Below are 25,902 nucleotides of genomic sequence, written 5' to 3' on the forward strand. Positions count from 1 at the left end.
CCACCCATGACCCACACCTTCGACCGCCGCTCGTTCCTGCGGTACTCCCTCATTGCCGGCGGCGCCGTCGGAACCGTGGGCGGGGCAGGTGTTCTCGCCGCCTGCAGCTCGGGTTCGTCGTCGTCGAGTTCGGACGGGGTGAAGGTCCAGCTGTCCTGGATCAAGAACATCGAGTTCGCCGGCGAGTACCACGCGCTGTCCAACGGCTACTACAAGGCGGCCGGACTGAGCGATCCCGAACTCATCACCGGGGGCGGTGCGGGAACCGGTGTGGAGACCGGGCTGACGTCGAACAAGGTGTGGATCGGCATGACCGCGCCGCAGCTCACCGCCCCGGTGATCCTCAAGGGCGCCAAGCTCAAGACCGTCGCCGCGACGTACCAGAAGAACCCGTTCTGCATCATGTCCGACGCCAAGCGGCCCATCAACACGCCGGCCGACATGAAGGGCAAGAAGATCGGCGTCCAGGCCTCGAACGAAAACGTCTTCCGTGCGCTGCTGACCGCGAACAACCTCTCCGAGAGCGACGTCGAGAAGATCACCGTGCAGTACGACCCGACGCCGCTGACCAAGGGCGAGGTGGACGGCTGGGTCGCCTACAGTACGAACGAACCGATCACTCTGGCCACCAGCGGTTTCCCCACCGCCACCCTGCTCTTCGCCGACCACAACCTGCCGTTGGTCGCCGAGACGCTGGTCGTGCGACAGGAGACCATCGACAACGAGCGCGACAAACTCAAGAAGTTCCTCAAGGCCGAGGTCCAGGGCTGGAACGACGCGGTTGCCGATCCGCAGAAGTCGGCGGAGCTCGCGGCCACCGTCTACGGCAAGTCGCTGAAGCTCGACATCACCGATCAGACCAAGGAGGCCACCGCGCAGAACGAACTGGTGGTCTCCGCCGACACCAGGGCGAACGGCCTGCTGACCATGACCGACGCCCTGATCGCCCAGAACATCGAGGCGTTGGCCAAGGCCGGCTACACCATCGCCGCGGCCGACATCTTCGACATGTCGGTCCTCAGCGAGGTCTACGCCGAGAATCCGGACCTGAAGAAGACGGTCTGACGGATCCGAGGACCGGACACGACCGACCCACCGGATCCCGGTGGGTCGGTCGCCGCGCTCTACTTCAGGCCGGGCAGCGGTACCCCGCGCTTGACGAGCTGATCGACGCGGTCGGGTGAGGCGTCCTCCCACTTCCCGACGTAGTTGAACAGCGCGCCGCCACCCAGGCTCGGGGTGACCCACCGTCGCGACTGGTACTGGTAGCGGTACTTGACCGCGGTCTCGGGACCGTAGGGGGTCGCGACCGTTCGGGTGCCGTCCGGCACCGCGCCGACCACACGCAGCTGGTAGCGGTCGCCGACCCCGACCTCGAGGCTGCCGCCCTTGCCCGGCTTGGTGATCGACCCACCGCGGTAGGTCGATTCGGTTTCCCGCTCCTCGGGTACGGGACCCTGCACCCCACCCTTGGTGATCGGGTTGGGGGTGATGAGGTCACCCGAGAGCTTGCCGGTGGCAGCGTCATTGGCATCCGGGTCGATCGTGCGCGGGGTGGACCGCGGGTCACCGCCGGAGAACGGACCGTTCTGCCCGGGCGCGATGTCGAAGACCCGCTCGGTTCCCGTCCGGTTCGGCACGGACATCGACGGTGTCGTTCCCGGCATCACCACCGAACCGGGTAGGTCCGGCGTGCCACCGACACTGCGTACATCCACCGTCGGCGGCGTCGGTCGCTGCGGCGCGACTGGTGCGGTCGGTTGCACCGCGGCCTGCTCCGGCTGCGGTGCCTGCTGCTCCGGTGCTGTCGGCTGGGGTGCCGCCTGCTGCGGCGGCGGTGGCGTAGCCGGCTGTTGCGGTGCCGCCGCACGCGCCTGCGGCCGACCGCTCGACTCCCCCGAGCCGGTTCGTGCCGAGCCCTGGCCGGGCGTCCGCGACGGTGTCAGGCTGTTGTTCTGCACCGACGTCTGCGGTTTCCGGGTGAAGTCGGCACGTCCCCGGTTGGTCTGTGCCTGAGGGGCAGTCGAGACGTGACCGGGCACGCTCTTGTGCGGACTCCGATCGGGTTCGGCGCCCCGGCGGACGTGGTTGTCGTTGTTCGTGCCGCCGGGCGTGCTCTTGTGCGGTCCGCGATCGGGGGCCGCCGTGGCGGCTCCCACCGGCAGGCCGATGGCCAGCGTCAGCGCGACGCCGCAGGCTGCGGTCGCGCGAGCGACGTGGCGTCCCCGATGTGTTCGTGATCGTGTGGTCGACAATGTGTACTCCTTGTCATCGAGATGCGAATGAAGGTCGTGCGAGGGATTGGATGCGGCCAGGGCGTGTCGATGTTCCCGAGATGTCGCACCGAACTCCTGTGGACCCACTGCGACCTGTGGACAACCTCGGTGAAGTCACTGTGCAACAGCTGAACTGTCCGATTCGCTCGATATTCTGGGATCATGTTCGCGGGGGTGGATGTCAGCATGGTCGACGACCAGTTGGCGTCGTCGCATGCCGCTGACACGGTCGCTCTGCTCCGCCAGACCCGTCGGGCCGAGAACCGCTGCGCCGCAGCCAAGGTGTTCACCGCGCGTCGACTGTTCGACCTGCGCCGCACCGAGATTGCCCAACAAAGGCACCGCGCGGTGTTCGGACACATGGGCGACAAGGGCGCCACCATCGAGGTCGCCACCACCTTGAAGGTGTCCACCGGGGTGGCCTGGACGTGGATCGAACTGGCCGCCCAACTCGACGATCTGCCCGACCTGCGCGACACCTTCTACCGCGGCGACATCGACCTCGCCCGCGTACGGACCATCGCCGACGCTGCTGCCCACCTCGACGAGATGGTCCGCAAGATCATGGAGTCCGCGGCGCTGGAGATGGCCGACCAGGCGATGTCGACCCGCGAGATGCGCGACCGCCTCGACACGTTGTTGATCGAGATCGACCCCGACCAGGCCGCCGCCGAACGCACCGACTTCGAACGCAACCAGAAGGTCTCCATCCGTCCCGACCGGCACGGACATTCCACCCTCGACGCCTGCATACCGGCCGACCTCGGCGCGGAACTCGAAGCCGCCATCACCGGTCTGATCGCCGGTATCTGCGACGCCGACCCACGCACCATCGGTCAGCGCCGCGTCGCCGCGGTCCGCGCGATCACCCGGCACCAGACCGCACTGGACTGCCAGTGCGGCAGCGACGACTGCTTGTCGGCCACCACGAAGCCCGGCGAACCCGGCACAGACATCGCGCCCGAACACCCGCACGTGATGGTCCATGTCGACGCCGCCACCCTCGCCGGGATGACCGGTGCGATGGTCCCTTACATCGAGGGCCAGGGCCCGATCGACCCCGACTACGCACGCCTGCTCGCCACCGACGCGACCTGGCAGGGACTGTTCGACGACGCAACCACAAAGCCCTCGACCACCGATGCATCGGCGACCGGGTTTCGGCATGGGAAGCGCCGAACCGCGGGAGTCATGCGCGGCGGACCACCCGACGCCGCTCTCCGGTACACGCCCTCACAGTCGCTGCGTGACTGGATCATCTGGGCCGATCAGACCTGCCGATTCCCCGGCTGCGACCACCCGGCCCCCACCTGCGACATCGACCACACGATCCCGTTCGACCACACCAACCCGTCCGCGGGTGGCTGGACTGTGCGCATCAACCTCGCCGCGCTATGCCGACTCCACCACCACGCCAAGACCGTCGGACTCTGGCAGGCCACGATGCACCCCGACCGTACGATCACCTGGACCAACCCCCAGACCGGCGAACAGATCGTCAGCTATCCGCGGCACTGAAATGTGCAAACGGGCTAGGAGAACTGACGGACCCCTGCCGGTCGGGGCGCGAGCCGCACGAGCTGTGTGACGTGCTCGGGTGACAACTCATCCAGGCTCGTCACGCCGAGCAACCGCATCGTGCGGGTGATCTGTTCGCTCAGGATCTCGATGGCCCGGTCGACCCCCGCCTCACCACCGGCCATCAAGCCGTAGAGATAGGCCCGCCCGACGAGGGTGAAGTCGGCGCCGAGTGCGATGGCCGCGACGATGTCGGCGCCCGACATGATGCCGGTGTCGAGGATGATCTCGGTGCGCCCACCGAGCTCGGTGGCGACCTCCGGGAGCAGGTGGAACGGGATCGGCGCCCGATCCAGCTGTCGACCGCCGTGATTCGACAGGATGATGCCGTCCACCCCCAAGTCGACGACGGCCCGTGCGTCGGCGATCGTCTGAATCCCCTTGACCACCAACTCTCCGGGCCACTGCGATTTGATCCAGGCGAGGTCGTCGAAGGTCACGGTCGGGTCGAACATGGTGTCCAACAGCTCGGCGACGGTCCCCGACCATCGATCCAGCGAGGCGAACGCCAACGGCTCGGTGGTGAGGAAATCGATCCACCACTGCGGGCGCGGCAGCGCGTTGAGGACGGTCGCGGGCGTGAGTGCGGGCGGTATCGACATCCCGTTGCGCTTGTCCCGCAGACGCGCGCCGGCCACCGGGACATCGACGGTCACCAGCAACGTGTCGTATCCGGCAGCCGCGGCGCGCTCGACCAGCGCCATCGACTTGTCGCGGTCCTTCCACATGTAGAGCTGAAACCAGTTACGCCCATGCGGGTTGGCGTCGCGCACGTCTTCGATGGACGCGGTGCCCATGGTCGACAGCGAGAACGGGATACCCGCACGCGCGGCGGCCCGTGACCCGGCGTACTCGCCCTCGGTCTGCATCATCCGCGTGAAGCCCGTGGGCGCGATCCCGAACGGCATGCTCGAACTGCCGCCGAGGATCTGGCAGCTGGTATCCACGGTGGAGACATCGCGCAGGATCGCCGGGTGGAACTCGATGTCGCGAAACGACTGTCGCGCCCGCTCGATGGACAGCTCGGCCTCGGCGGAGCCGTCGGTGTAGTCGAACGCGGCCTTCGGCGTGCGCCGCTTGGCGATCCTGCGCAGATCCTCGATCGTCAACGCAGCGTCCAGGCGGCGACGCTTGGCGTTGAACTCCGGCTTCTTGAACTGCATCAGCGGGGCGAGGTCGGCGACCTTGGGTACCCGACGTTTCATTCCACACACCTTCCGGTCGCCCCGAGGACTCCAACGTATCGAAGGCACACGCCTGTCGGGGCTGCCCGATCAGACGGTTTCGAGATCGCACCGCCCCGAGGCGGCACGCTGCTGGTCAGCCGACGCCGGTGACGGTGAGGAAGATCAGCGCGATGTTGAGCAGCACCACGACGACCGAGATCGCTATGGCGATGAGTCGCAGCGGCGCGGCGTCGGTGAACTCCCCCATGATCTCGCGGTCGCGGGTGAGCCGGCCCAGCGGGATGATCGCGAACGGGATGCCGAAGCTCAGCACCACCTGACTGATGACCAGCGCCCAGGTGGGGTCCACCCCGCTACCGAGCACGACGAGCGCCGGGATCAGCGTGATGAGGCGACGGACGAACATCGGGACCCGAATCTCGAGCAACCCCTGCATGATCGACGCACCGGCGTAACAACCGACCGACGTCGACGCGAGTCCCGAGGCGAGCAGGCCGACGGCGAAGACCGTCGCCATCACCGGCCCCATCGCGTCGCCGACCGCACGCTGGGCCCCCTCGATGGTGTCGGTGCCGTCCTTGCCCTGCAGGTTTTGCGCCGCGAGCAACAGCAGCGCGATGTTGACCGCACCGGCGATCACCAACGCCACCAGCACATCCCACCGGGTGGCCTTGACCAGTCGGCGGCGACGGGCGATGCTCGGGCTGAACCCGTGACGGTCGACCACCAGCGCGGAGTGGAGATAGATGGCGTGGGGCATCACCGTGGCGCCGAGCATGCTGGTCGCCAGCAGCACGGTGTCGGTGCCCTGCAGACGGGGCACGAGGCCGCCCAGGACGTTGCCCGCCGACGGCGGGTTGACCACGAGCCCGGCGAGGAATCCGACGACGATGATCAGCAGCAGTCCGGCGATGATCGACTCGAAGGTCCGCTGGCGGTTTCGGGACTGAAAAGTCAACAGCCCCATCGAGATCACACCGACGATCACCCCGCCGAGCAGCAGCGGGAGGTCGAACAGCAGGTGCAGCGCGATGGCGCCACCGATGACCTCGGCGATGTCGGTTGCGGCGGCGACGATCTCGGCCTGCGCCCAGAACGCGAGCCGGTGCTTGCGCTTGAGGCGCGACCCGATCAGGGACGGCAGCGTCTTGCCCGTGACGATCCCGAGCTTCGCCGACTGGTACTGGATGACCACCGCCATCGCGCAGGCCATCACCAGCACCCAGACGAGGAGGAACCCGTACCGGGCGCCCGCGGTGATGTTGGCCGCGACGTTGCCCGGGTCGACGTAGGCGATGGCGGCGACGAACGCGGGCCCCAGGAGCGCTACACCGGCGAGCCGTCGCGCCGGTCGACCGGGCTTCTCGCCGGTCTCGGGTGCCACGGGGGGAGCTGCCATTCGAACAATCTCGCACACCGGCCGAGTTTCTTCAACTCGAACGAATATTATTCTTCGGGCACCCGAACTCTGCTGCTCAGCTCACTTGCCGGAGACCTGCCCGTAGCGCCGCAGGGCCTCCTCGCGCTCAGCCTTGTGGTCCACCAGGGGCTCGGGGTAATCCGACGGCCGACCGTCCTTCAGTTCGTGGACCGCCTTGCCCTCGACGTCGGCGAGCTCGGGCACCCAGCGCCGGACGTAGTCGCCACTCGGGTCGAACTTGAGTCCCTGGGTGGTCGGGTTGAACACCCGGAAATACGGCGACGCGTCGGTCCCGCAGCCGGCGGTCCACTGCCACCCGTGCTGGTTGCTGGCGAGGTCGCCGTCGATGAGCTGGTCGAGGAACCAGCGGGCGCCCCACTGCCAGGGCACGTGCAGGTCCTTGACGAGGAACGACGCGACGATCATCCGGACGCGGTTGTGCATGAAGCCCGACCCCGACAGCTGCCGCATCCCGGCATCGACGATCGGGAAGCCGGTCTTGCCCGCCTTCCAGGCGTCGAACGCCTCGTGGGCCGCTTTGTCCTCGTCGACCTCGATCGCGTCGAAGCTCCGGTTCCAGTTGTGCCACGCGCTGTGCGGCCACTCCCGCAGCACCGAGGCGTAGAAGTCGCGGAACCCGAGTTCGCGCAGGTACGCCGTTGCACCCTCCTTGTGGTCGGTGTCCTTCTCGAGTTCGGTGAGGTCGGCGAGCATCGTGCGCGGGTGGATGTTGCCGAACTTCAGGTATGCCGACATCCGGCTGCTGGCATCGAGATCGGGCCGGTTGCGGGCGTCGTCGTAGTCCTCCACCGAGTGCTGGGAGTAGTCCCCGGCGCCCTGGCGAAACTGCTTCCAGCGCTTCTTCGCCGCGTCCTCCCCCGCCGGGATGGAGAGCTCGACGTCGACGTCGGGGATGTCGACGGCGTGCACGTCCGACGATCCGGTTCCGACGACCTCCTTCGGGTCGATCCAGTCCGCCGACTTCGCGCTCGATCGCGCCGGGGAGTGCCATCCGTGCTCGCGCCACGCGCGGAAGTACGGGGTGAACACCTTGTACGGCTCACCGTCGTTCTTGGTGACCCGCCCCGGGGTGACCGCGAACGACGACCCGGTCGCGTGCAGCTCGATGTCACCCAGTTCCTCCTCGACCCGTGCGTCGCGGGCGACGCCGTAGGGGGCGTGGTCGGCCGAGATGTGCACCGAGTTCGCGCCGATGGCCTTGGCGATCTTGGGTATCTGGTTCTCCGGCTTACCCCGAACCACCAGTAGTCGCCCGTCGAGCTTCTCGTCGAGTTCCCGAAGCGAGTCGTAGAGGAACTTCAGCCGTCGGTCACCTGCGGTCTTGACCAGCCACGGGTCGAGGACGAAACACGCCAGCACACGGTCGGCGGAATCGGCGGCGGCGAGCAACGACGGGAGGTCGGACAGACGCAGGTCGCGGCGGAACCAGAGCAGAGAAGTGGAGGAACTCATGCATCCATCCTGCCTGGTGCCTCGCCGCAGGCTGTCACCATCGGCCGATCGACGGCCGGCCCCAGGCACAATGGGGCCATGACCGAACAGATCGCAACGTCCGACAGCGGGAACGACGTCAGCGTCCTCGTGGTCGACGACGATCCCGACGTCCTGAACTCGCTGGAGCGCGGCCTGCGCCTGGCCGGGTTCGACGTCAGCACCGCGACCGGCGGCGCGGAGGCCCTGCGGTCGATGACGCTGCGCCGCCCCGCCCTGCTGATCCTCGACATGAACATGCCCGGCCTCGACGGCGTCGGCGTCGTCACCGCGTTGCGCGCCCTCGGCGACGACATCCCGGTCTGTGTGCTCTCGGCCCGGACCTCGGTCGACGACCGCATCGCCGGACTCGAGGCCGGCGCCGACGACTACCTGACCAAACCGTTCGACCTCGGCGAGCTCATCGCCCGCATCAAGGCCCTGCTCCGCCGCCGACCGTCGTTGGTGCCCGAGACCGACCGGGCCGACAGTGCCGACGACCACCTCGCCTTCGATCACCTGCGGGTCGACATCCCGGCCCGGCTGGTCTACAGCGGCGACCACGCCGTCGACCTCACGCGCCGCGAGTTCGAACTGCTCGTCGTGCTCGCCGAGCACCCCGGGATGGTGCTGAGCCGGACCCAGTTGCTCAGCCAGGTCTGGGGATACGACTTCGCCGCCGACACCAACGTCGTCGACGTCTTCATCGGCTACCTACGCCGCAAGCTGGAGGCGAACGATCAACCCCGCATCATCCAGACGGTGCGGGGGGTCGGGTTCGTCCTCCGGAGATCGGCGTGAGCGCGTGATCGGCGTGCGCAGGCGGCGACGCTCTCCCTCGCTGCGCACCCGCGTCACGGTGGCCGCCGCCCTGGTCACCGTCATCATCGTCGGACTGGTCGGTGCGGTCGCCTGGACCCAGGTCCGGACCAGCGGTTACCGCGAACTCGACGCCCGCGTCGACACCCTCTCGGCGGCAATGCAACCCAGCATCTCCAACCCCAACTCGACGACCATCGCCGACAACGTCGCGTCCGGCTCGCTCGCGACCACGCGGGTCGGTGCGCTCGCCCTGTTCAGCACGCCCACGCAGATCCCACAACAGAGCGTCGGCATCCGCGACACCTCGATCAACAACACGAAGTACCGCGTCAAAACCGTCTCGGTACTGGACAATTCGATCCTCAACGGCGGCGCCAACATCTCGGTGGCCGTACCGCTCAAACCCACCCTCGACCGCATCGACGGACTCCGCCGCGGTCTGCTGCTCATCGGGTTGGCCGCTGTGGTCGCCTCGGCCGTACTCGCCTGGCTACTCGGAGGATTGGCCATCCGTCCGCTGCGCCGCCTGGCCAAACACACCGAGGCGTTGCCGGTCGACGCAGGCCCCGAGGACCCCGAACGTGCTGCGCTGCACACCGTTCGCGGCGCCCGCGAGGCCGAGGAGATCGCCGCGGCGATGAACTCGCTGCTCGGTCGCGTCGACGACGAACGGGCGCGGACCCAGGAGGCGTTGACCACCGCGCGCGACTTCGCGTCGGTGTCGGCGCATGAGCTGCGGACCCCGCTGACCGCCATGCGTACCGACCTCGAGGTCCTCGACACCTTCTCCCCCGACGCCGCGTCCCGCGCCGAGATCATCACCGACCTCCGACGGTCACACGGACGGATCCTGGAAACGCTTGCGTCGCTGGAAAACCTGGCCCAGGGCGAGCTCGGCGGCCGCGACCGGGTGCGGATGGACGTCGTCGACATCCTCGACCGGGTCGCGACCGAGTCGGCCGCCCGCCTGCACGGCGTGAGTCTCTCGCTCGACGGTGACCAGTCGGTGCCGGCCATGGTGGTGGAGACCGGTATCGCGATGGCGGTGCAGAACGCGGTGATCAACGCGGTCCGGCACGGACAGGCCACCGAGGTCCGGCTCTCCGCGCACCCGTTCGGCGACCGTGGCGGTGCGGTGATCTGGGTCGACGACAACGGTCGCGGTATCCCTCCGACCGATCGGGCGCGCCTGTTCGGGCGCTTCGAGCGCGGCACCACGACCGCCTCCGGGTCCGGTCTCGGACTCGCTCTCATCGCACAGCAGGCGACGCTGCACCGCGGCACCGCCGAGCTGTCCGACAGCCCCCTCGGCGGCACCCGACTGGCCATCACCATCGACGCATGGACCTGACATGTCCGATTTTCCTCGCTACGGTGGATCTCGGGCCCGAGGTGCCGCTGCAGCTACGCCGGTGTCGCACTCGATGAGCCCGTACCCCGCGAGGAGGCACACATGAGTTCGCGATTCACACGTATCAAGTTGGGCGCCATCACCCTGGGGATCGGCGCAGCCGCGCTGGCCGTACCCGCGACCGCATCCGCAGCGCCGGTCACCACCCCCGTACCGGGCACCAATTGCACTCTCGGGCAGGTCGAGCGGTCGATCGACGCCAACGCCCCCGAGGTCTCGCGATACCTGGACAACCCGCGCATCCGGTCCGAGTTCGAGCGGATCGTGACCCTGCCCGACGGTGCCCGCCGCGCCGAGGCCGAGCGGTACCTCGATCGCTACCCGCAGCTGCGGCAGTACCGACCGGCGATCGAGAAGCGCATCGGGGTCATCGAGCGGACCTGCAGCCGCTTCTGAGAGACCGGGTCAGAGCAGGTCGCGGCCGAGTGAGGCCGCCCCGACGATGCCCGCGTCGTCACCCAGCGCCGAGACCGCGAACCGACGGTCTGGGTTGGGTTGCAGAACCCATGGTGCAGTGGCGGTCTCGATGCGATCGGCCAGATCCTGGCCGAGCTTTTCGGCGAGGCCGCCACCGACCACGACCAGGTCGAGATCGAGGATGTTGAGTGTCGATCCGATCGCGACGCCGAGTGCGTCGATCGCGGTGTCGAACAACGACACCGCGAGTTCGTCGCCGGAGTCGAGCGCTTTCTTCCACACCTTCGAGGTGATCTTGGTCTTGCCGAGTTCGTCGCGGATGTCGAACAGGCTCGTCGTCCGGCCCGCCTCCACCATGTCTGCGGCAGCGGTCTCCATCGACCGACGGCCCGCGTAGGCCTCGACGCACCCGCGCCGACCGCAGCCGCACAGAGCGCCGCGTTCCTGCACGACCACGTGGCCGATCTCGCCTGCGGCACCGCGGGATCCGTTGAACGGACGGCCGTCGACGATCAGTGCACCGCCGATGCCGGTGCCCATCCAGAGTCCGAGCACGTTGTCCGCGCCCTCGGCCGCGCCGGCCAGCCACTCTCCGAGCAGACCGACGTTGGCGTCGTTGCCCAGGGCGACCGGGATGCCGAGCGCTTTGCCGAGTTCGTCACCGATCTCGACCTTTTCGTGCCAGTTGGAGAGATTGGGGACCGTGAGGACGTCGCCTTTGTGGACGACGCCGGGGATCCCGACACCCACGGAGACCGGGTCGGCGTCGAACGACGACACCAGGTCAGCGATGGTGGAGAGCACCGCGTCCGGTCCCTCGGTGGGGGTGTTCGCCTTCGCGCGGTCGACGACCTTGTGATCGGCGTCGACCAGTCCGACCTCGATGTTGGTTCCCCCGACATCGACGCCGGCAACGAGCTTTTTAGCCGACACCGAGCAGATCGATCACGAACACCAGGGTCTTGCCGGACAGGCGGTGTCCGGCGCCCGCGGGGCCGTAGGCGAGCTCCGGCGGCACGGTGAGCTGACGACGACCGCCCACCTTCATGCCGGGGATGCCCTCCTGCCAGCCCGGGATCAACCGGTCGAGCGGGAAGTTCGCGGACTGGCCGCGGTCCCACGACGAGTCGAACTCCTCGCCGGTGTCGAACTCGACGCCGACGTAGTGCACGTCGACCAGTCCGTGGGCGATCGCCTCGTCGCCGTCACCGACGACGATGTCGGTGGCCACCAGGTCGGTCGGAGCGGGGCCCTCCTGGAAATCGACGGTGGGCTTTTCTTCTTGGGGCTTACTCAACTCAACGGTCTCCCATAGCTGTGAAGTCGCGCTCGGTGTATCCGGTGTAGATCTGCCGCGGACGGCCGATCTTGGTACCGGGGTCGGCATTCATCTCCTGCCAGTGCGCGATCCAGCCCGGCAGGCGGCCGAGAGCGAAGAGCACGGTGAACATGCGCGTGGGGAATCCCATGGCGCGGTAGATGAGTCCGGTGTAGAAATCCACGTTCGGGTAGAGCTTGCGCTCGATGAAGTAGTCGTCGTGCAGGGCGACGTCCTCGAGACCCTTGGCGATGTCGAGCAGATCGTCTGTGACACCGAGGGTTTGCAGGATCTTGTCCGCGGTCTCCTTGACGATGGCCGCGCGCGGGTCGTAGTTCTTGTAGACCCGGTGGCCGAAGCCCATGAGCTTGACCCCGGCCTCCTTGTTCTTCACCCGGTTCATGAAGTCCTTGGTGTCGCCACCGTTCGCCTTGATGTCGTCGAGCATCTCGAGCACGGCCTGGTTGGCACCGCCGTGCAGCGGGCCCCAGAGTGCGTTGATGCCACCGGAGATCGACGTGAACAGGTTGGCCTGCGACGAACCGACCAGCCGCACCGTCGACGTCGAGCAGTTCTGCTCATGATCGGCGTGCAGGATGAACAGCATGTCGAGGGCCTTGACGACCTCGGGATCGACCTCGTAGGGCTCGGCTGGGAAACCGAACGTCATCCGCAGGAAGTTCTCCACGAGGCTCAGCGAGTTGTCCGGGTACAGGAACGGCTGTCCGGCCGACTTCTTGTACGCGTACGCCGCGATGGTCGGGAGCTTGGCCAGCAGACGGATCGTCGACAGCTCGACCTGCTCGGGATCCTTCGGATCGAGCGAATCCTGGTAGTAGGCGCTCAGCGCGTTGACGGCGCTGGAGAGCACCGGCATCGGGTGGGCGTTGCGCGGGAATCCGTCGAAGAACCGCTTGAGGTCCTCGTGCAGCAGGGTGTGGCGCTGGATCCGGTTGGTGAAGTCGTCGAGCTCACTCGGGGTCGGCAGCTCGCCGTAGATCAGCAGGTAGCTGACCTCGATGAACGTCGACTGCTTGGCGAGCTGGTCGATCGGGTACCCGCGGTAGCGCAGGATGCCCGCGTCACCGTCGATGTAGGTGATCGCCGACTTGGTGGAGGCGGTGTTGACGAAACCACCGTCGAAGGTCGTGAGCCCGGTCTCGGAGAGGAACTTGCCGAGGGCGACGCCGGAGCTGCCCTCTGTCGCCTCGACGATGGGGAGATCGAGCTCGCCACCCGGGTAGGTGAAACGTGCGGACTGGGCTGTCGAATCGTTGGACGACACTGCTTCGGCGGACACTCGGGCCCCTTTTCGAATGGCTGGAACGGTCTTGTGAACCGGTTGACAAGGGTGTACTTAAGCCTGAGAACAACCTAGTCGCTCGTGAGCTCGCCCGCCCACGGAGGGTCGGCGCCGGCCCTGGAGACGGTGATCGCCGCGGCCCGCGCCGCGTAGGTGAGGGCGTCGCGCCAGGCGCCGTCGTCCATCGACCGCACCTCGTCCTGACCGAGGGCCCCGTGGCCACCGAGCCAGTGCAGCAGGGCGCCCACGACGGTGTCGCCCGCGCCGATCGTGTCGACGGGGGTGACGGTGGGCGCGGCGACGTCGACGGTTCCGGTCGCGGTGGTCACCGAGATGCCCTTTCCGCCCCGGGTGACCACGACCGCACCGACACCCGCGGCGAGCCAGTCACCGGGGTGGGATCCGTTGGGGCCCTGCCCGAGCCACTCGGCGTCGTCGTCGGAGACCTTCACGATGTCGATCGACGGCAGCCACGACCGGAAGCGTGCCCGGTAGGCGTCCGGGGCGTCGATGGCGACGGTGCGGATGTTGGGATCGACCATGATCAACCGGCCCTGCGCGTGGTGGGTGTGCATCATCTGCTCGTACACCGACGCACCGGGTTCGAGCACCAGCGACAGCGTGCCGAAGCAGAGCGCGGCCACCGATCGTGGCAGGGCGCCGGGGTCGGTCACGAGCCGATCCGCGGTGCCCTCGACGTAGAAGGTGTAGCTCGCGGCGTTGTCCTCGCCGATCGCGGCCAACGCGAGGGAGGTGGGGGCGTCGTCACGCTGGACCAGTGACAGGTCCACCCCCGCCGCGCGCAGCGAGGCGACGAGTTCGTCGCCGAAGTGGTCGGTGGAGACCCGCGAACAGAACGACACCGCCGAACCGAGCCGGCCGAGCGCGATGGCCGCGTTGAACGGCCCACCGCCCAGCGCGGGCTGCAGCGGGGGCTGACCCGGCCCGTCGAACCCACGGGCGTCGAGGACGAGGTCGACGAGCGACTCACCGCAGACGACGATCTCTTTCATGATGCCGGGGTGCTCACCGGGTGGGCGGCGATGGTGCGCAGCCCCCATGTCCCCGACCACTGTTGGCCCGGTTCGAGGACGATGAGGTCGGTGCCGCTGGCCAGGGCGTTGGGCGGGGCGGTCATCGGTTCGACGGCGAGGGCACGGCCGCGGCCAGGGAAGGCCTGACCGTGGTCGGGGTCGGCGGTGAAGACCTGCGCCCACCCGAAGTTGCGGTCGGTCCACAGTTCGGTGGAGTCGCCGTCGGGCGCGGTGAGTCGGCTGCGGTGCCGACCGTCTGTCACGACCAGGTCGGTGAACGGGTTGTCCATCCACACCCCGGCCAGGCGGCGCTCGGCCCGGAAGTCGAGGTCGGTGCCGGCGACCTCGACCGGGTCGCCCTGCGGGAGTTGGCGTTCGGGATCGAGGGGGAGCGTCGAGTCCGCCGCCAGGGTCAGGGTGCAGTCGTCGATCTCGGCGTCGCCGGCGCGGATGAAGGTGTGCTGGCCGAGCGCGAACGGGGCCCGGACGTCGCCGGTGTTGGCCGCGGTGTGGGTGACGGTCAGGCCCCCGTCGGCGTCGAGGGCATATTCGACGGTCAGCGTGATGTCGAAGGGCCACCCCGGGTGCTGACCGACCGGCACACCGAGCGTGACCGACCGCTCGGTGGCGTCGTGCAGATTCCACTCCACGGTGCGGACGAACCCGTGGTTGGCGTTGTTGCGCTCGGTCTCGGTGATGTCGAGTTGATGAGCGACACCGTCGAAGGTGAACTTCCCGTCCGCGGTGCGGTTGGGCCAGGGTGCGAGCACCAAACCGGCCGACAACGGCGGCTTCTCCCCCTCGGGCACGTCCCACGTCTCGGTCAGCAGTCGGTCGCCGTGTCGCACCTCGCGCAGCGCCGCACCGCGGGCCACGATCAGCGCGCTGTACTCGCCTGCGGCAATTCTGTACTCACCCACATTGCGAGTCTGGCACACGGATCGGGTGCCGTTCTGCGATAGCTTTGGACCCATGCGCGAGCTACCCGCGGGACGCGACGCGCTGCTGCTGGACTTCTCCGACGAGGACACGCCCTGGCGCAGCGCACTCGAGGTCGCGGGCCGGCTGGGCGCGGCGATGGCGAGCGGCGACCTGCCCACCGTGATCGACGTGGTGCCCGCCGAGACGACCGTGCTCGTGCAGGCCCGGCCGGGTCGGGGACTCGACCATCTCGGCCTGCGGAGGGCGCTGCGCGGTCCGTCGTCCGAAGACGGCACCGCCCCGACGGACGAGTCGCTCGATGACCCGGTCGTCATCGGCGTCCGGTACGACGGCCCTGATCTCGCCGCGGTCGCCGACCTCGCGGGCCTCGACGTCGACGGCGTCATCACCGCCCACCGCGAGACGATCTGGCGGGTCGCGTTCATGGGTTTCGCGCCGGGTTTCGGATACCTGGTGCCCGACGAGCCGGGGGCGGCTCCACTGGACGCGCTGCGGTCGGTGTCCCGGCGCGCGAAGTCGAGGACGTCGGTGCCCGCGGGCGCGGTGGCCGTGGCCGCCGGGTACAGCGCGGTCTACCCCCGATCGAGTCCCGGGGGGTGGCACCTGCTGGGCCACAGCGAGATCGCGCTGTGGGACCTCGACGCCCAGCCACCGGCGATCCTCATGCCCGGCCGACTCGTGCGATTCGAGTCCACGTGACCCCCGCACCGAGGCCCGCCGCGGCGCACCTCGAGGTGGTCACCACCGGCGCCCTGGCGACGGTGCAGGACCTCGGTCGCCCGGGCTACGCGCACCTCGGGGTCCCCCTGTCGGGGGCCGCCGATCGCGGTGCGTTGCGCCTCGCGAACCGTCTCGTCGGCAACCCCGAGGGCGCCGCGGCCATCGAGGTCACCCTGGGCGGGTTGTCGGTCACCGTCGCCGGGGATCTGCTGATGGTCGTCACCGGCGCGCCGTGCGCGGTGATCGTCGACGGTCGACCCACCGGATCCGGCGCTGCGTTCGTCGTCCGCGACGGTCAGACGGTGTCGCTGGGCACTCCCCCGTCGCAGCTGCGGACCTACCTGGCGGTGCGCGGCGGTGTGGACGTCCCCGCGGTCCTGGGGTCGCGATCGACCGACACCCTGTCGGATCTGGGACCCGCCCCGCTCGCCGTCGGCGACCGGATCGCCGTGGGCTCCGAGCGCGACGCGTGGCCGAGCACGACCGAGGCACCCGGCACCATGACGTCGATGACCGAGGACGTCGTGGCGCTGCACGCCGAACCGGGACCGCGGGCACAGGCGCTGGTCGACCCGGGCGTGCTGTACGCAGGCCTCTGGGTCGTCAACCCGTCGAGCAACCGGGTGGGCGTGCGTCTCGACCGCAGCGCCGACACCGACGACGGCGCCAACTCACTGCCCGAGACCCGTTCGGACGGTGGGACCGTCGCTTCGGAGGGGGTGGCGCTGGGTTCGGTGCAGATACCGCCGAGCGGACAGCCGGTCATCTTTCTCGTCGACCATCCGGTCACCGGCGGCTACCCGGTCGTCGCGGTCCTGACCGCCGACTCCGTCGACCGCGCCGCACAACTGGTCCCCGGCCAACGGGTCCGGCTGCATCGTTGACAGGCCACCGTTGACAGGCCGGTGAGACGAATATAGCGTTTCGTCTCATGACGGCACTGGGACCCGATTCGGTCACGTGGCGGTTCTTCGGCGGATGGCGCGGGATGCTGATGGGCCTCTGGTCGGGGTCGATGCAGAACATGCACCCGAAACTCGGTGCGGCGGTGTGGGAACACTCCGACTTCTTCGACGAGCGCTGGGAACGCCTGATGCGTTCGCTCTACCCGATCATCGGCGTCGTGTTCGACCAGACCACCGACACCGGCGCCGAGGTGCGTGACTACCACCGAACCATCAAGGGCGACATGCCCGATGGCGGGCGCTACCACGCCCTCGACCCCGACGTCTTCTACTGGGCGCACGCCACGTTCTGGTACGGCAACATCCGATGCGCAGAGATCTTCGGACCCCCGATCAGCGAGGCGGACAAACGCGACCTGTTCGCCGAATCACGCACCTGGTACGCCGCCTACGGCGTCAGCATGCGCCCCTGTCCGGACACCTACGAAGACTTCCTCGTCTACTGGGATCGCATGTGCCGCAACGTCCTCCAAGACCACCCGGCGGTACGGACCGTCCTCGACATCACCGAACTGCCACCTCCGCCGTGGATCTCGTGGATGCCGATTCCCGTGTGGCGCACGCTCGCTTCGCCCGTCGCCCGCGGTTTCATGTGGATCACCACCGGGCTCTACGACCAGCCCGTCCGCGAGATGCTGGACCTGCAGTGGACCGAGCGCGACGAACGTCGCCTGCGCAGGCTCGGCCGTATCGTCGACGGCGCGTTCCGACTCGTACCGCCGCGGTATCGCCTGCACCCGCGGGCACGCGATGGGTGGGACCGGATGTCGGGACGGGTCGGCGCCACCGAGGCGTTCGTCGAGACGCCCGTGCGCAACCTCCCACCACCCGATCAACAGGACTCACCGGTGCACTACTGCCCGGTCAACGCCTCTCGTCGGGCCGATCTGCCCTGGCAGCGGAGCTGACCCCCGCACCGCGGAACGCGATTCCGCCGTCGCACCACCACGACGCGACTATGCTGAACGGCATACTTCGACTCGAACGGTGGACAGATGGCTCGGCGGACCGACACACGCGCACGGATGCTGCACAGCGCGATCGCACTGATGCAACGCAACGGCGCGGCGGCGGTGACGGTCGACGCGGTGCTCGCCGACAGCGGCGCACCCCGCGGTTCGGTCTATCACCACTTCTCCGGCGGCCGCGACCAGATCGTCTCCGAGGCCCTGCGCAACGCCGGTGACCTGATGACCGCGATGGTGGTCAACGGCGCGCAGACCTCTCCGCTGGAGGCCATCGAGACCTTCGTCGTGTTCTGGACCGACATGCTGGTCTCCAGCGACTACGCACACGGATGCCCGGTGGTCGCCGCCGCGGTCAGCGGGGCCGAGAGCAGCCCGGACCTGCAGTCCACCGTCGAGCAGATCTTCACCGACTGGCACGTCGCCCTCACCGAGAGCCTCGTCGCGTGGGGTGTCGACCCGGCGCGGTCGGAGCCGCTGGCGTCGATGGTCGTCGCCTCCTTCGAGGGCGCGCTGGTACTCGCCCGCTCGCGCCGGTCGCTGACCCCGTTGACCGACGTGGCCGGCGAGCTCCGACGCATCGTCGCCGACGCCCTCCCGGACACGACCGCCTGAGGAGTCGCGTCACACCTTTGCCGGCCACCAGATCCGGTTGCCGATCAACGCCATCGCGGCGGGCACCAGGATCGACCGGACGATCACCACGTCGAGGATCAGTCCGACACCCACGGTGAACCCGAACTGCAGCAGGTTGATGACGGTCGCGCTCATCAGCGCGAACATGGTCACCGCGAACACGATCCCGGCAGTGGTGATGACACCGCCGGTCGTGCCGAACCCGCGGATGATGCCGCCCACCATGCCCGTCGCCGAGTGTTCTCGGATCCGGGACGCGAACAGCATGCTGTAGTCGGCACCGACCGCGACGAGCGCCATGAACGCCAGCGGGATCACCGACCAGTCGAGGTCGATACCCAGGCCGTGCTGCCAGAACAGGATCGCGAGTCCGACCGTCGCTGCGAACGACAGCAGTACCGCGAGCACCAGCAGGAGGGGCGCGAGCAGGCTCCGCAACAGGACCGACAGGATCAGGAACACCGCGGTGATGGCGACGATCGCGTACAGCGCGAAGTCGCGGTTGACCTGTTTGCTCATGTCCGCCGACAGTGACGTCAGCCCGGTCGACGAGACGCTCGCCCCCTCCAGCACGGTGCCGGCGGTGGCGGTCTTCGCGGCCGCGGCGATGTCACCGACATCGCGCATCGCGGCGTCGCTGTAGGGGTTGATGCTGCGTATCACCAGCATTCGCGCGGTTTTACCGGTCGGCGACAGCAGCAGCTTGGTCCCGGCGACGAACCGTGGGTCGGACAGCGCCTGGGCCGGGAGATAGAACCCGGCCCCCGGACCCGCCGTTGTGGCGCCGGCCATCGTGGTCAGATACCCGCTCGCGGTGTCGAGACCGGCGGTGAGCTGCCCGGTCAGCGACACCGTCTTGTCGGTGCCGTCCTTGACCTGTCGCAGGCCGGTCGCGAGTTGCGACATCCCCGTCGACAGCTGCGCCATCCCCGAGGTCAGCTGACCGAGGTCGGCGCGCAGTTGCTCGGGCGTCCTGCCCCCGAGACCGTCCAGGAGACCGCGCATCTGGGACAGTCCGGTCCGGATGTCGGGCAACAGTGCTCGCGCCGTCGCCACCACGTCGGCCGGAACGCCGGCCAGGCCGATGACCTGGCGCAACGATCGCGAGGCGGCGCCGGCCGTGGCGCGGTCGACGACACCGAACGCGGCCCGCGCCGTCATGCAGGCCGGGTCGGCCAGACATCTCGAGTCCGGCGCGGCGGTCAGCATGGGCCCGAACACGTCGTCGAGTCGACCGGCCACCGCCAACGTCCGGCCGTTGCTCGTCGAGATCGCGTCCACCAGTGATCCGAGAACGTCTGCGAGCGATGACAACTGGCCGATCCCCTGCGGGAGATTGAGCCGACCGTTCGACGCGGTGGTCACGATGCGTGTCGCGGTGTCGACCGCGTCGAGCACCCCGTCGGCGAGCCCGACGACCTGATCGGTCCCGTCCACCAGCCGCGGGAGCTGTGCCGCGGCGTCGACGGCGCCGTCGCGCAGCGCCGTGACCCCCGATGCGAGCTGCTGCAACTGCGGTGACGCGGCGACGAGTTGGCGGTGGGCGTCGTCGAGACGGTTGCCCACCTGCCCGACCTGGAATCCGGTGGACGCCTCGGGGATCGGTGTGCCGTCCGGTCGGGTGATCGAGCGGACGTAGGCGATGTCGGGCAGTTTCGACACCGACATCGCCATCATCTCCAGCGCGGCGAGGTCGTTGGTGTTGCGCATGTCGTGATCGGCGCGGACGATCAGGTACTCCGGCAGGATCTCGTTGACGCCATAGTGTTTCAGCACTGCGTCGTAGCCCCGGGTGGAGTCGTTGGCGTAGAGCTGCACCGACTCCTCGTCGAAGCTCACCCGGAACGTCGGGATCACCAGCGCGAGCAGGATCAACACGACCATCGACACCGCGGTCAACGGACCGGCGTGCCGGATGATCGTCACGCCCCGTCGCCGCCACCGACGCTCGGTCGACGCCTTCGGTTGCAGGCGCCCGGCCCGTCCGGCCACCGCCATCAGAGCGGGGGTCAGTGTCGCCGAGATGACCATCACGATCAGGACACCGATGGCGGTGGGCGGACCGGCGGTCTTGAACATGCCGACCTTCGTGAACGCCATCGCGCCCGCGGCGGCGGCAATGGTCAGGGCGGAGGCCAACAGGATCGGCGACACCTTCGCACTCGCGATGGCCACCGCCGCATCGGGATCGGCCCCGGCCCGTCGCGCATCGTGATATCCGGCGATCTGGAAGATCGCGTAATCGGTTCCGGCGCCGAGGATCAGCGCGGTCATGATGGCGATGGTGAAGTTCGAGATCGAGAGCACCTCATGCGCGCCGAGCGCAGAGATGATCGGCCGCACCACACCCAACCCGATCCCGATCGTCAGCAGCGGGATGAGCGCGCCGACGATCGATCGGTAGGCGATGAGCAGCATCAGCGTGATGAGCACGACCGACACCACGGTGATGATCAGCAGCGACACGTCGATCGACGAGAACAGATCGGCCAGCGTCGGCGAGGCTCCGGTGTAGTACACCGACAACCCGTCCGGTTTCGGGATCGAGTTGATCGCCGAACGGATCTCGACGGTGCTGTGGTGGGCGCGGGTGCTGCCCACATCGCCCTGCGCGGCCACCATCACGGTGACGGCCTTGCCGTCCGGGCTCCGGGCGGCGTCCCGGGTGGCCGGGTTGCCGTACATGTCCAGGACGTAGGCGACGTTGTCACGGTCGGCCGTCAGCCGCGACACCAATCGGGCGTAGTACCGGCCATCGGCGTCGTCGATACCGCGGTCGGCGGCGAGGACCACATTGCCCACGGCGGTCGAGGCCGGCGACCCGAAGTCGGTGGACATGTCGCGCAGGGCGTTGACCGAGGGCATGTCGTCGGGGAGGAACGCGGCCGATCGCTCCGACACCGTCTTCTCGATCTGGGGAACGGCGAGGTTCAGCCCGACGATCACCGCGAACCAGAACCCGATGATCCACCAGCGATGCCGGACGCAGAACGCGCCCACCGACTCGAAGAACCTGCTCCGGCCATGTGCCATGTGGTGCCCAACCCCTCATCCAGCGCGATGCCCGCACTATGGTGTTACGCATAGTAACGTATAAAAGGGGACGCGCAACCCTGACGATCAGATGCCCACAGAGCGCACACGTCGAGGCCCGAAGGGCAGCCTGACCTTGCTGGTGCAAACGATTGTCGAATCGTATCGTCGCCCGTACCAGGCGATCTCAGCCCGCGGATCGCACATGACGTTCTCTCTCATGGAGGCTTTCGCGAGCGGACTGCTCGCACAACGACAACCTCGAGTGCACCGCGGCCTCGGTTCAGATCGGTGCCGCCAACGCGGGCGACACCGCCAACTGCCTCACCTACGCGACGGCCTGAGCGCTCTCTCGTGAGGTCGGGGTGACCGGGCTCGCCCGGCCCACCCCGACCGTGAGCATCCCGGAGACCGCGGCCGCCACGATGCCGATCGCGGCCAGGACCGGGTGCCCGGTGTAGACCGACCACACCACCGGCCCGATCGCCGCAAGGCCCGCGACCAGTAGAGCCGTCGTGGGTCGCACACCGACATCGCGCCGGGAACCCGGAACGGCGAACAGCAGGGCCCCGACCATGAACAGTGACCCGATGACGTCGCTCGGTCGGTGGGCACCGACCTCCATGAGCCCCTGACCCACCACCGTCACCCACATGGCGCCGACGACGGCGATCACCGGCGAGAGCTGTCGTGGCGCTGCCCGGACGGCGGCGGCCACACAGCCGAACGCCGCCGCGGTGTGGCCGCTGGGGAACGTGTTGAACGCTGCACGGACGATGTCGATGAGCTCGGGGCGCGGCAAGATCACCGTGCGCAGCGCCCGCGCGATCACCACCCCGGCCGCCGGCAGGATCAGCAGGGCCACGATGCTCCAGCGTCGACGTGCGGCGAGCCCGAGGACGATGACCGCCACCGCGGTGACCAGCCACAGACGGGGATCGGTGACCTGCTCGAAACCGAGGTGGTGCAACAGGTCCCGCCAGGTGTCGGCGCCGTACATCTCGAGGTAGATGCGCTGATCGACGGTCTGACCGCGCGTGGTCCAGACCGACAGCAGATAGACCGCCGCCATGGCGACCAGCAGCACGGCGCTACCCGACAGACGCAGGGTCATCTCCTTCACCGGGCCAGCGTACCTGCGCGCTCGGTCGGCCGATCCCGGACGTAAAGGCGCACGTCAGCGGGTGATTCGGTAACGCACGAACGCGGGGATGGCCAGCGCGGCCACCACCGTGAACACGATCACCCCGATGCCGCCGCCCGCCGTGGTCACCGCGACACCGGCGGTCCCGGCGACGCCTCCGTGCGCGACGTCGGCGATACGGGGGCCACCCGCGACCACCACCGTGAACACACCCTGCAACCGGCCCCTGACGTCGTCGTTGGCCGCGGACTGCAACATCGACTGGCGGAACGCCGCCGACGCCATGTCGGCTGCGCCGCCGATCATCAACAGCGCCACCGCGATCGGGAGCATCGGTAGCGCCGACCCGCCCGCGAACGCGACCACGATCCCCAGGCCGGTGATCGAGGCGCCCCAGATGAGGATGCAGACGATCACCGCCAAGCCCTGGCGCTCGACCCGCGACACCCAACCGGAGAACACACCGCCGACCACCGCACCGGCACCGATCGCCGCGAACAGCAACGCGAAGGCGATGCCACCGCCGTCGGGGCCGCCGAAGCTCTCGTGGGCCATCTCCGGGAACAGCGCGCGCGGCATACCGAAGATCATCGCGATCAGGTCGACGACGAACGACGCCATCAGCACCTTGTGGCCACGCAGGTAGACGAAACCGTCGACGACCGAACGGAATCCGGCCACGCGCGGGGCATCCGCGCTGCGTTCGGGCTTCAGCGACGGCAGACGGATCACCGCCCACAGCGTGGCGAACAGGAAGATCGTGTCGACCAGATAGAGCGTCGAGTACCCCAGCGGTTTGATCAACGCACCACCGAGCACCGGACCGGCGATCGCGCCCGCCTGCATCACCGTCATGTTCAGCGAGTTGGCCGCAGGCAGGTCCTTGATCTCGACGATCTTGGGCAGGATGGCCGATTTCGTCGGCTGGTTCACCGCGAAGAAGGCCTGTTGCACCGCGAACAGCGTCAGGATCACCCACACGTTGTCGACACCACTCGCGGCCTGCAGCCAGAACAGCGCACTGCAGCCGATCAGCCCGAGTGTCGTCGCGATGAGCAGGATGCGGCGGTCGATGATGTCGGCCAGGGCGCCGCCCCAGAGTCCGAAGACGACCAGCGGCACCAGTCCGAACAACCCGGCGAGACCGACGTACGCCGAACTGCCCGTGATGAAGTAGATCTGCGCTGGGACCACGACGACGGTGAGCTGTGCACCGATGACCGTGATGATGTTGGCCGACCAGAGCCGCCGGAAGTGGGGACTTCTCAGCGGTGTGGTGTCGGCGAGGATCCCCGCCATCAGGGTTGGAGCCTGGACACATCCCAGCGGCCGTCGACCAGCGAGGCACGCACCCGGTCGTGGAGCCGGTTCGCACCGCCCTGCCAGAACTCGACCACCGTCGGGGCGATCAGATACCCACCCCAGTTGTCCGGCACGTCGATCGGTGCGTCACCGTCGACGCCACCAGCGCGGCGCGCGACGTCGGCGGCCTGCTCCTCGAGCGCGGCACGCGAGGCGATCGGGCGGGACTGCTGCGAGGCGATCGCGCCCAGCTGAGACCCCCGCGGTCGCGTTGTCCAGTACGCCCGGGTCTCCTCCCTCGACACCTGCGTGACCGGCCCCCGGAAGTGCACCTGACGTTCCATCGCGATCCATGGGAACGTCGCCGACGCGACCGGATGCGTGGCGATGTCGCGGCCTTTGTCCGAATCGTGATTGGTGTAGAACACGATTCCTCGCGCGTCGACGCCCTTGCAGAGCACGGTGCGCGTCGCGGGCACACCCTCGGCGTCGACGGTCGCGACGACCATCGCGTTCGGTTCGGGGATCTGCGCCGACACCCCCTCGGCCAGCCACCGCTCGAACAGCTCGAGCCAGACCGGTTCGCCGGACAACGAATCGGGCGTCAGCCCGCCCGTACCGGATCCCCCGTAGCTGACCCGCATCCCGGACACGTCCACTGCGTCGGCACTCACCGGCCAGACGCTACTCCCGCATCGGGACACCCCGTACTCGCCGGTAACCCGGGCGATGCCGCCCACTAGAGTCGCGATGAGAACAGTCACGGCAGCGGTGGCCGACGAAGGAGTCGAGAAGTGACACAGGCAACGGGAACAGAGCAGCCGGACATTCCGGAGGGTTTCGTGGAGGGACTCGAAGGCGTCACCGCGTTCACCACGCAGATCGCCGAGCCCGACAAGGCCGGCGGCAACCTGCGCTACCGCGGCGTCGACATCGAGGACCTGGTGGAGAACCAGGTCACCTTCGCCGACGTGTGGGCGCTGCTGGTCGACGGCCGCTTCGGTGACGGTCTGCCGCCCGCCGAGCCGTTCCCGCTGCCCATCCACACCGGCGACGTCCGCGTCGACGTACAGGCCGGTCTCGCGATGTTGGCCCCGATCTGGGGCTACCAGCCGCTTCTCGACATCGACGATCCCACGGCCCGCGACAACCTCGCCCGCGCCTCGGTGATGGCACTGTCCTACGTCGCGCAGTCGGCGCGCGGGATACATCAGCCCGCCGTCCCGCAGGCCAAGATCGACCAGTGCGACACCGTCACCGCCCGGTTCATGACGCGGTGGAAGGGTGAGCCCGATCCGGCCCACACCCGTGCGATCGACGCCTACTGGGTCAGCGCGGCCGAGCACGGCATGAACGCGTCGACCTTCACCGCCCGCGTCATCGCGTCGACCGGTGCCGATGTGGCCGCGTCGCTGTCGGGTGCCATCGGCGCGATGTCGGGACCGCTGCACGGCGGCGCCCCGGCCCGTGTGTTGCCGATGATCGACGAGGTCGAACGCACCGACGATGCCCGTGGCCTGGTCAAGGGCATCCTCGACCGCAAAGAGAAGCTCATGGGCTTCGGCCATCGCGTCTACCGCGCCGAGGACCCCCGTGCCCGGGTGCTGCGACGGACCGCCAAGGAACTCAACGCACCGCGCTACGAGGTGGCCGCGGCGCTGGAGCAGGCCGCACTCACCGAACTGCGGGAACGTCGCCCCGACCGCGCCATCGAGACCAACGTCGAGTTCTGGGCCGCGGTCATCCTCGACTTCGCCGAGGTGCCGCCGCACATGATGCCCGCGATGTTCACCTGCGGCCGGACCGCGGGCTGGTGCGCGCACATCATGGAGCAGAAGCGTCTGGGCAAGCTGGTGCGTCCGGCCGCGATCTACCTGGGCCCCGGCCCGCGTCGTCCCGAGGACGTCGACGGCTGGAGCGAGATCGCCTGAGCGCACC

At 68.5% G+C, this 25,902-nt stretch carries 23 protein-coding genes; 10 read left to right on the top strand and 13 right to left on the bottom strand.

The genetic code is table 11. The features are described 5' to 3' along the window. Positions 1-6 precede the first annotated feature (6 nt). A complete protein-coding gene (locus tag LX13_RS03300; RefSeq protein WP_253659866.1) occupies positions 7-1,065 on the top strand; it encodes an ABC transporter substrate-binding protein in 1,059 nt (352 codons plus the stop codon). A gap of 59 nt (positions 1,066-1,124) precedes the next feature. Here LX13_RS03300 and LX13_RS03305 read toward each other — a convergent pair whose 3' ends face one another. Continuing rightward, the gene (locus LX13_RS03305; RefSeq protein WP_253659867.1) at positions 1,125-2,255 is read right to left on the bottom strand and encodes a hypothetical protein; all 1,131 of its coding nucleotides are present in this window, start codon (positions 2,253-2,255) and stop codon (positions 1,125-1,127) included. A gap of 183 nt (positions 2,256-2,438) precedes the next feature. Here LX13_RS03305 and LX13_RS03310 point away from each other — a divergent pair, with 183 nt between their 5' ends. Next, entirely contained in the window at positions 2,439-3,794 is a 1,356-nt protein-coding gene (locus LX13_RS03310; protein WP_253659868.1) for an HNH endonuclease signature motif containing protein, read from the top strand. Positions 3,795-3,808: 14 nt separating this feature from the next. Here LX13_RS03310 and LX13_RS03315 read toward each other — a convergent pair whose 3' ends face one another. The 3 genes from LX13_RS03315 to LX13_RS03325 form a co-directional block, all read right to left on the bottom strand. Beyond that, a complete protein-coding gene (locus tag LX13_RS03315) occupies positions 3,809-5,059 on the bottom strand; it encodes an alpha-hydroxy acid oxidase (RefSeq protein ID WP_253659869.1) in 1,251 nt (416 codons plus the stop codon). A gap of 115 nt (positions 5,060-5,174) precedes the next feature. After that, the gene (locus tag LX13_RS03320; RefSeq protein ID WP_253659870.1) at positions 5,175-6,440 is read right to left on the bottom strand and encodes an Nramp family divalent metal transporter; all 1,266 of its coding nucleotides are present in this window, start codon (positions 6,438-6,440) and stop codon (positions 5,175-5,177) included. A gap of 81 nt (positions 6,441-6,521) precedes the next feature. Beyond that, positions 6,522-7,934, bottom strand: a complete 1,413-nt coding sequence (locus LX13_RS03325) for a cryptochrome/photolyase family protein (protein WP_253659871.1) — start codon at positions 7,932-7,934, stop codon at positions 6,522-6,524. Positions 7,935-8,012: 78 nt separating this feature from the next. Here LX13_RS03325 and LX13_RS03330 point away from each other — a divergent pair, with 78 nt between their 5' ends. The 3 genes from LX13_RS03330 (at position 8,013) to LX13_RS03340 (ending at position 10,581) form a co-directional block, all read left to right on the top strand. Beyond that, entirely contained in the window at positions 8,013-8,753 is a 741-nt protein-coding gene (locus LX13_RS03330; protein WP_253659872.1) for a response regulator transcription factor, read from the top strand. Between the two features lie 13 nt (positions 8,754-8,766). Further along, positions 8,767-10,125, top strand: coding sequence for a sensor histidine kinase (locus LX13_RS23390; protein ID WP_253659873.1), 1,359 nt, complete (start codon positions 8,767-8,769; stop codon positions 10,123-10,125). Between the two features lie 102 nt (positions 10,126-10,227). Then, the gene (locus tag LX13_RS03340) at positions 10,228-10,581 is read left to right on the top strand and encodes a hemophore-related protein (RefSeq protein WP_253659874.1); all 354 of its coding nucleotides are present in this window, start codon (positions 10,228-10,230) and stop codon (positions 10,579-10,581) included. Between the two features lie 9 nt (positions 10,582-10,590). On the opposite strand, the gene LX13_RS03345 is transcribed toward LX13_RS03340, so the two are convergent. The 5 genes from LX13_RS03345 to LX13_RS03365 all read right to left on the bottom strand — a co-directional run bounded on the left by LX13_RS03345 (position 10,591) and on the right by LX13_RS03365 (position 15,177). After that, positions 10,591-11,535 (bottom strand): ROK family protein, encoded by a 945-nt coding sequence (locus tag LX13_RS03345; protein WP_253659875.1) that lies wholly within the window; start codon positions 11,533-11,535, stop codon positions 10,591-10,593. Next, positions 11,525-11,899: an FKBP-type peptidyl-prolyl cis-trans isomerase gene (locus tag LX13_RS03350; RefSeq protein ID WP_253659876.1), complete on the bottom strand. Its 375-nt coding sequence runs from the start codon at positions 11,897-11,899 to the stop codon at positions 11,525-11,527. Before LX13_RS03350 ends, LX13_RS03345 begins: the two co-directional genes overlap by 11 nt. A 1-nt stretch (position 11,900) precedes the next feature. Continuing rightward, positions 11,901-13,220, bottom strand: a complete 1,320-nt coding sequence (locus tag LX13_RS03355; protein ID WP_253659877.1) for a citrate synthase — start codon at positions 13,218-13,220, stop codon at positions 11,901-11,903. 74 nt (positions 13,221-13,294) lie between these two features. Further along, positions 13,295-14,236, bottom strand: coding sequence for a carbohydrate kinase family protein (locus LX13_RS03360; RefSeq protein WP_253659878.1), 942 nt, complete (start codon positions 14,234-14,236; stop codon positions 13,295-13,297). Then, positions 14,233-15,177 (bottom strand): aldose 1-epimerase family protein, encoded by a 945-nt coding sequence (locus tag LX13_RS03365; protein ID WP_253659879.1) that lies wholly within the window; start codon positions 15,175-15,177, stop codon positions 14,233-14,235. The genes LX13_RS03360 and LX13_RS03365 overlap by 4 nt, the downstream gene beginning before the upstream one ends. A 52-nt stretch (positions 15,178-15,229) precedes the next feature. Here LX13_RS03365 and LX13_RS03370 point away from each other — a divergent pair, with 52 nt between their 5' ends. The 4 genes from LX13_RS03370 to LX13_RS03385 all read left to right on the top strand — a co-directional run bounded on the left by LX13_RS03370 (position 15,230) and on the right by LX13_RS03385 (position 18,464). Next, positions 15,230-15,898 (top strand): 5-oxoprolinase subunit B family protein, encoded by a 669-nt coding sequence (locus LX13_RS03370; RefSeq protein ID WP_253659880.1) that lies wholly within the window; start codon positions 15,230-15,232, stop codon positions 15,896-15,898. Further along, the gene (locus LX13_RS03375) at positions 15,895-16,803 is read left to right on the top strand and encodes a 5-oxoprolinase subunit C family protein (protein ID WP_253659881.1); all 909 of its coding nucleotides are present in this window, start codon (positions 15,895-15,897) and stop codon (positions 16,801-16,803) included. Before LX13_RS03370 ends, LX13_RS03375 begins: the two co-directional genes overlap by 4 nt. A 47-nt stretch (positions 16,804-16,850) precedes the next feature. Then, on the top strand, positions 16,851-17,792 hold the full coding sequence (locus LX13_RS03380; protein WP_253659882.1) for an oxygenase MpaB family protein: 942 nt from the start codon (positions 16,851-16,853) through the stop codon (positions 17,790-17,792). 87 nt (positions 17,793-17,879) lie between these two features. Beyond that, positions 17,880-18,464: a TetR/AcrR family transcriptional regulator gene (locus LX13_RS03385; protein ID WP_253659883.1), complete on the top strand. Its 585-nt coding sequence runs from the start codon at positions 17,880-17,882 to the stop codon at positions 18,462-18,464. A 9-nt stretch (positions 18,465-18,473) separates the two neighbouring features. On the opposite strand, the gene LX13_RS03390 is transcribed toward LX13_RS03385, so the two are convergent. The 4 genes from LX13_RS03390 to pdxH all read right to left on the bottom strand — a co-directional run bounded on the left by LX13_RS03390 (position 18,474) and on the right by pdxH (position 24,608). Further along, positions 18,474-21,518: an MMPL family transporter gene (locus LX13_RS03390; RefSeq protein WP_253659884.1), complete on the bottom strand. Its 3,045-nt coding sequence runs from the start codon at positions 21,516-21,518 to the stop codon at positions 18,474-18,476. Positions 21,519-21,846: 328 nt separating this feature from the next. After that, positions 21,847-22,632: a phosphatase PAP2 family protein gene (locus LX13_RS03395; protein ID WP_253660553.1), complete on the bottom strand. Its 786-nt coding sequence runs from the start codon at positions 22,630-22,632 to the stop codon at positions 21,847-21,849. A gap of 63 nt (positions 22,633-22,695) precedes the next feature. Next, on the bottom strand, positions 22,696-23,961 hold the full coding sequence (locus LX13_RS03400; RefSeq protein ID WP_253659885.1) for an MFS transporter: 1,266 nt from the start codon (positions 23,959-23,961) through the stop codon (positions 22,696-22,698). Next, positions 23,961-24,608, bottom strand: a complete 648-nt coding sequence (pdxH, locus tag LX13_RS03405) for a pyridoxamine 5'-phosphate oxidase (protein WP_253660554.1) — start codon at positions 24,606-24,608, stop codon at positions 23,961-23,963. The genes LX13_RS03400 and pdxH overlap by 1 nt, the downstream gene beginning before the upstream one ends. A gap of 150 nt (positions 24,609-24,758) precedes the next feature. Here pdxH and LX13_RS03410 point away from each other — a divergent pair, with 150 nt between their 5' ends. Continuing rightward, complete coding sequence (locus tag LX13_RS03410; RefSeq protein WP_253659886.1) at positions 24,759-25,895, top strand: citrate synthase 2; 1,137 nt, start codon at positions 24,759-24,761, stop codon at positions 25,893-25,895. Positions 25,896-25,902 lie beyond the last annotated feature (7 nt).

Source organism: Williamsia maris (assembly GCF_024171815.1).
GTDB classification, from domain to species: domain Bacteria; phylum Actinomycetota; class Actinomycetes; order Mycobacteriales; family Mycobacteriaceae; genus Williamsia_A; species Williamsia_A maris.

Bases quoted from the DNA above. Each gene is read 5' to 3' on its own strand.
- LX13_RS03315 (WP_253659869.1), bottom strand. From the start codon at position 5,059: ATGAAACGTCGGGTACCCAAGGTCGCCGACCTCGCCCCGCTGATGCAG.
- pdxH (WP_253660554.1), bottom strand. From the start codon at position 24,608: ATGCGGGTCAGCTACGGGGGATCCGGTACGGGCGGGCTGACGCCCGAT.
- LX13_RS03370 (WP_253659880.1), top strand. From the start codon at position 15,230: ATGCGCGAGCTACCCGCGGGACGCGACGCGCTGCTGCTGGACTTCTCC.
- LX13_RS03325 (WP_253659871.1), bottom strand. From the start codon at position 7,934: ATGAGTTCCTCCACTTCTCTGCTCTGGTTCCGCCGCGACCTGCGTCTG.
- LX13_RS03320 (WP_253659870.1), bottom strand. From the start codon at position 6,440: ATGGCAGCTCCCCCCGTGGCACCCGAGACCGGCGAGAAGCCCGGTCGA.
- LX13_RS03360 (WP_253659878.1), bottom strand. From the start codon at position 14,236: ATGAAAGAGATCGTCGTCTGCGGTGAGTCGCTCGTCGACCTCGTCCTC.
- LX13_RS03385 (WP_253659883.1), top strand. From the start codon at position 17,880: ATGGCTCGGCGGACCGACACACGCGCACGGATGCTGCACAGCGCGATC.
- LX13_RS03380 (WP_253659882.1), top strand. From the start codon at position 16,851: ATGACGGCACTGGGACCCGATTCGGTCACGTGGCGGTTCTTCGGCGGA.
- LX13_RS03310 (WP_253659868.1), top strand. From the start codon at position 2,439: ATGTTCGCGGGGGTGGATGTCAGCATGGTCGACGACCAGTTGGCGTCG.
- LX13_RS03330 (WP_253659872.1), top strand. From the start codon at position 8,013: ATGACCGAACAGATCGCAACGTCCGACAGCGGGAACGACGTCAGCGTC.
- LX13_RS03300 (WP_253659866.1), top strand. From the start codon at position 7: ATGACCCACACCTTCGACCGCCGCTCGTTCCTGCGGTACTCCCTCATT.
- LX13_RS03395 (WP_253660553.1), bottom strand. From the start codon at position 22,632: ATGACCCTGCGTCTGTCGGGTAGCGCCGTGCTGCTGGTCGCCATGGCG.
- LX13_RS03340 (WP_253659874.1), top strand. From the start codon at position 10,228: ATGAGTTCGCGATTCACACGTATCAAGTTGGGCGCCATCACCCTGGGG.
- LX13_RS03390 (WP_253659884.1), bottom strand. From the start codon at position 21,518: ATGGCACATGGCCGGAGCAGGTTCTTCGAGTCGGTGGGCGCGTTCTGC.
- LX13_RS03400 (WP_253659885.1), bottom strand. From the start codon at position 23,961: ATGGCGGGGATCCTCGCCGACACCACACCGCTGAGAAGTCCCCACTTC.